The following is a 5218-nucleotide window of genomic DNA, read 5'->3' as shown; positions in this document are numbered from 1 at the left end:
CGGGACCTCCTGCCGGAGGCCCCGGGCGTCCGACGCGCCTGTGCGGTACGTCAGTTGACGTTGACGGCGGCCCAGGTCGCGGCGACGGCGCTGTACTCGGCGCTGGAGGCGCCGTACAGGTCGGCGGCGGCCTTCAGGGTGCCGGTGCGGGCGCCCGCGTAGTTGGTGGTGGAGGTGAAGTAGGTGGTCAGCGCGCGGTACCAGATCTGTGCGGCCTTGTCCCGGCCGATGCCCGCGAGCGTGGAGCCGTTGGAGGTCGGGCTGTTGTAGCTGACGCCGTTGATGGTCTTGGCGCCGCTGCCCTCGGCGAGCAGGTAGAAGAAGTGGTTGGCGACGCCGGAGGAGTAGTGGACGTCCTTGTTGCCGACGGTGGAGGACCAGTAGTCGGCCGAGGCGCCGTCCTTGGACGGCTTGTCCATGTAGCGCAGCGGGGTGCCGTCCCCGTTGATGTTGATCAACTCGCCGATCAGGTAGTCCGGCTTGTCGGAGGGCAGGTTGGCGTAGAACTCGACCATCGTGCCGAAGATGTCCGAGGTGGCCTCGTTCAGGCCGCCGGACTCGCCCGAGTAGTTGAGGTTGGCGGTGGCGGAGGTGACGCCGTGGCTCATCTCGTGGCCGGCCACGTCGAGTTCGGTGAGCGGGTGGGTGTTGCCGCTGCCGTCGCCGTACGTCATGCAGAAGCAGGAGTCGTCCCAGAACGCGTTCACGTAGTTGGAACCGTAGTGGACCCGGCTGGTGGCGCCGACGCCGTTGTTCTTGATGCCGTTGCGGCCGAAGGTGTTCTTGTAGAAGTCCCAGGTGACCGCCGCACCGTACTGGGCGTCCACGGCGGCGGACTCGCTGTTGGAGGACAGGCCGTTGCCGAAGCTGTTGCTCGTGTTGGCGACCAGGGTGCCCGAGCCGGAGGTCTTGCCCTTCAGGGTGTACGTGGCCTGGCCGCCGCGGGTCGCGTCCTTGAGCTGGTAGCTCGAACCGCTCTGGGTGGTGGTCAGCGGGACGGAGCCGACGAAGACGCCCTTGCCGGTGCCGGCGGCGGTCCGCACCTGCTCGTGGCTGGAGAGTACCTCGCCGCTCGCCGCGTCGGTGACCAGCAGCTGGCGGCTCGGGGTGCCGTCGGCGCGCTCGCCCTCGACCGTGGTGCGGTACGCCAGGCGCGGGCTGCCGTCGGTGGCCCACACGACCAGCTCGGCCTTGCCGGTCTGGTGCACGGCGGTCAGCGGGGACTCGTCCTTGTCGGCGGCGATGCCCACGGTGGACTGCACGGCGCCGGTCGCCTGGTCGGCGGCCTTGTCGGCGGGGATCTGCGGGGTGAGGCTCGGCAGGGCGATGGTGGCGCCGGTGGCCTTGTCCACCGAGGTGGTCGAGCCGTCGGCCTTCTGGTGCACCACCAGGTCGCCGCCCAGGACGGGGAGGCCGGCGAAGGTGCGCTCGTAGCGCAGGTGGCGGGTGCCGTCGGCGTCCACCACGGCGTCCTTGGCCACCAGTTGCTCCTGGCCGCCCAGGGCCAGGGCGTGCGCGACCTTGCCGGCCTGGCCGTTGGCCAGGGCGATCAGGTCGGCGCGCTGCTTCGCGCCCTGGGACTGCGGGCCGGGGTCCGCGACGGCTGCGGTGCTCACCTGGACGACACCGGTGAGCAGGGCGGTGGCGGAGAGTACGGCGACTGCGGCGAGCTTTCGCTTCACGAACGAGTCCTTCCGGAAAACCGCGAGCGGGCGCGGTCGCGCGGCGTTCCGGGGGCCGGGGACGGCACCTGAGGGGCGGAACGGGCGCTGACGTGCGGGCCCCGTGCGGACTGAGCGGCTTCGCCACCGGTGGGTGGGGGTGGTGGCTGCCGAACGGGGTTGATCGAAAGCATGACAATCGAGCAAATCAAATGACAGGTCTTGCTCATGAATTGGCCAAGTCCCGCCACGGCGGAGGAATGTGAACGGATGGACAAAAGGGGCAAATCGTCCTGGTTTACAGCGGGTTACCGTCCGAACCGAAGCCTGGTGGCGCGGCGCCGGGCCGCTCCGGGGCCAACCCCGGTGCGCCGGTGGCCCGTTGCCGCGCGTTCACGCCGGCGCAATGTCCTGGTATGGACCTGGCCGTCCGATTGGCGGGTTCCCGCCACGTGTTGCGCTTGTCCACCATCAGGACGCCTGGTAGCACACGTCCCGTCCGCCGGTACGGTAAGGAGGTGGCCAAGCCCCTCGCTCTCGACTTCGACCCGATCGCCCGCGCCGACGAGCTGTGGACCCGCCGTTGGGGCGGGGTCCCCTCGATGGCGGCGATCACCTCGGTCATGCGCGCCCACCAGATCCTGCTCTCCCGGGTGGACGCGGTGCTCAAGCCGTACGGGCTGACCTTCGCCCGCTACGAGGCCCTGGTGCTGCTGACCTTCAGCCGGACCGGCGAGCTCTCGCTCTCCAAGATCGGCGAGCGGCTCATGGTCCACCCGACCAGCGTCACCAACACCGTCGACCGCCTGGAGCGGGCCGGCCTGGTCGCCCGCCGCCCCAACCCGCTGGACGGCCGCGGCGTGCTGGCCGCGATCACCGGGCGCGGCCGCGAGGTGGTCGAGGAGGCGACCCGGGAGCTGATGGCGATGGAGTTCGGGCTGGAGGAGTACGACGCCGAGCAGTGCCACCAGGTGTTCGAACTGCTCAGGCCGCTGCGGATCGCGGCCGGCGACTTCGCCGAGCCGTCCGAGGGGGCTGCGAAGGGCCGGGCGTGAAGGCGGCTACCCTCGTGTGAGCGGTGCGCGGATCCGGGCGTACCGGCGGACCGTGCCGAGCGAGGCGAGGAAGATCATGAAGGCGACCCCCCTGCTGGGCTGGTACCGGGCCCTGGCCATTGCGACCGGTACGGCGCTGCTGGTGTTCTGCGGCTTCATGGTCGCGAAGTACGGCTTCGACGCGGCCAAGGACGTGACCACGTACGTCGCGATGCTGCACGGCTACCTCTACATCGGGTACTTCGTGGTGACCTTCATGCTCGGGCAGAAGCTGAAGTGGCCGATGGGCCGGCTGGTGCTCACCCTGGCGGCGGGCTGCATCCCGTTCCTCTCCTTCGTCTTCGAGCGCAAGGTGGCCCGCGAGGCCGCCGAGCAGCTCCCGGCGGGCGGCGGCGCCCGCCAGCCGGCCGGCGTCTGAGCCCCGGGCTCCGACTTCCGGGCTCCGACTCCCAGGTTTCGCGAGAGCGCCCCTTCCCCGACCGGGGGAGGGGCGCTCCGGCGTTCCCGGGCCCCGTTCGGGCGGCTCCCGGAGCCCCCGGGCCGGATTCCGGGTCCCTTTCGGGGGATCGCGGGCCGTGCGGGCGGGTTGTCCATCGACAAGTACTAGGACGTCCGAGTAAATTGTTAGGACGTCCTACTAGCTGTGCCGCCCCGTCGCCGCGGCGGCCGTACGGAGCGGAGTTCGGGATCATGGACGCCGAGGAGATCGAGCGGGGCCGGCAGCGCTGGCAGCAGCGGTACGACAAGGCCCGCAAGCGCGACGCGGACTTCACCACCCTCTCCGGCGACGAGGTCGAGCCGGTCTACGGCCCGCCCGCCGGGCAGGCCTACGAGGGCTTCGAGCGGATCGGCTGGCCGGGCGAGTACCCGTACACCCGCGGTCTGCACCCGACCGGCTACCGGGGCCGCACCTGGACCATCCGCCAGTTCGCCGGCTTCGGCAACGCCCAGCAGACCAATGAGCGCTACCGGATGATCCTGGACGCGGGCGGCGGCGGCCTCTCGGTCGCCTTCGACATGCCGACCCTGATGGGCTACGACTCGGACGACCCGAAGTCGCTCGGCGAGGTCGGCCACTGCGGCGTGGCCATCGACTCGGCCGCCGACATGGAGGTGCTGTTCGACGGCATCCCGCTCGGCGGGGTCACCACCTCGATGACGATCAGCGGCCCGGCCGTGCCGGTCTTCTGCATGTACCTGGTGGCCGCCGAGCGCCAGGGCGTGGACCCGGCGGTGCTCAACGGCACCCTCCAGACGGACATCTTCAAGGAGTACATCGCGCAGAAGGAGTGGCTCTTCGCCCCCGAGCCGCACCTGCGCCTGATCGGCGACCTGATGGCCTACTGCGCCGAGGGCATCCCCGCGTACAAGCCGCTGTCGGTCTCCGGCTACCACATCCGCGAGGCCGGGGCCACGGCCGCGCAGGAGCTGGCGTACACCCTCGCGGACGGCTTCGGCTACGTCGAGCTGGGCCTGTCCCGCGGCCTGGACGTGGACGTCTTCGCGCCCGGCCTGTCCTTCTTCTTCGACGCGCACCTGGACTTCTTCGAGGAGATCGCCAAGTTCCGCGCCGCGCGCCGGATCTGGGCCCGCTGGATGCGCGAGCGCTTCGGCGCCAAGACCGACAAGGCGCAGTGGCTGCGCTTCCACACCCAGACCGCCGGCGTCTCGCTGACCGCGCAGCAGCCGTACAACAACGTGGTCCGCACCGCCGTCGAGGCGCTGGCCGCGGTGCTCGGCGGCACCAACTCGCTGCACACCAACGCCCTGGACGAGACCCTGGCGCTGCCCTCCGAGCAGGCCGCCGAGATCGCCCTGCGCACCCAGCAGGTGCTGATGGAGGAGACCGGTGTCGCCAACGTCGCCGACCCGCTGGGCGGTTCCTGGTACGTCGAGGCGCTGACCGACCGGATCGAGCAGCAGGCCGAGGCGATCTTCCAGCGGATCCTGGACAAGGGCCGCGAGGACCACGAGATCGGCCCGATCACCTCCGGCATCCTGCGCGGCATCGAGGAGGGCTGGTTCACCGGGGAGATCGCCGAGGCGGCCTTCCAGTACCAGCAGTCGGTGGAGAAGGGCGACAAGCGCGTGGTCGGCGTCAACTGCCACCCGCGCAGCGTCACCCCGGAGCTGGAGATCCTGCGGGTCAGCCACGAGGTCGAACGCGAGCAGGTCCGGGTGCTGCGGGAGCGCAAGGCGGCCCGGGACGACGCGGCCGTCCGGGCCGGGCTGGACGCCATGCTGGCGGCGGCGCGCTCGGGCGAGTCGATGATCCCGCCGATGCTGGACGCGGTGCGCGCCGAGGCGACGCTGGGCGAGATCTGCAACGCGCTGCGCGAGGAGTGGGGCACGTACCAGGAGAACGCGATGTTCTGAGGCCGCGGCCGACGCGGAGCCGCCGTACGGGATCCACCCTTTCCTGTCCCTCGGTCTCTCAGCGTGGAGAAGACGATGATCATTTATGGAGTCGCGGCACTGGCGGTGTGCCTGCTCGCGGGCACC

Annotated in this window: 4 protein-coding genes; 3 read left to right on the top strand and 1 reads right to left on the bottom strand. The window is 70.7% G+C overall.

The features are described from left to right. Positions 1 to 50 precede the first annotated feature (50 nt). The gene (locus ACFU7Z_RS35765) at positions 51 to 1682 is read right to left on the bottom strand and encodes a M4 family metallopeptidase (protein ID WP_380782176.1); all 1632 of its coding nucleotides are present in this window, start codon (positions 1680 to 1682) and stop codon (positions 51 to 53) included. Between the two features lie 497 nt (positions 1683 to 2179). Here ACFU7Z_RS35765 and ACFU7Z_RS35760 point away from each other — a divergent pair, with 497 nt between their 5' ends. The 3 genes from ACFU7Z_RS35760 to ACFU7Z_RS35750 all read left to right on the top strand — a co-directional run bounded on the left by ACFU7Z_RS35760 (position 2180) and on the right by ACFU7Z_RS35750 (position 5092). Beyond that, positions 2180 to 2716, top strand: coding sequence for a MarR family winged helix-turn-helix transcriptional regulator (locus tag ACFU7Z_RS35760; protein WP_049651457.1), 537 nt, complete (start codon positions 2180 to 2182; stop codon positions 2714 to 2716). A 76-nt stretch (positions 2717 to 2792) separates the two neighbouring features. After that, on the top strand, positions 2793 to 3134 hold the full coding sequence (locus ACFU7Z_RS35755) for a DUF3817 domain-containing protein (protein ID WP_049651458.1): 342 nt from the start codon (positions 2793 to 2795) through the stop codon (positions 3132 to 3134). A 272-nt stretch (positions 3135 to 3406) separates the two neighbouring features. Continuing rightward, a complete protein-coding gene (locus ACFU7Z_RS35750; RefSeq protein ID WP_049651459.1) occupies positions 3407 to 5092 on the top strand; it encodes a methylmalonyl-CoA mutase in 1686 nt (561 codons plus the stop codon). Positions 5093 to 5218 lie beyond the last annotated feature (126 nt).

Source organism: Kitasatospora sp. NPDC057518 (genome assembly GCF_042802075.1).
In the GTDB taxonomy this organism is placed as follows: domain Bacteria; phylum Actinomycetota; class Actinomycetes; order Streptomycetales; family Streptomycetaceae; genus Kitasatospora.
This window is presented reverse-complemented; position numbering and strand designations above follow the sequence as displayed.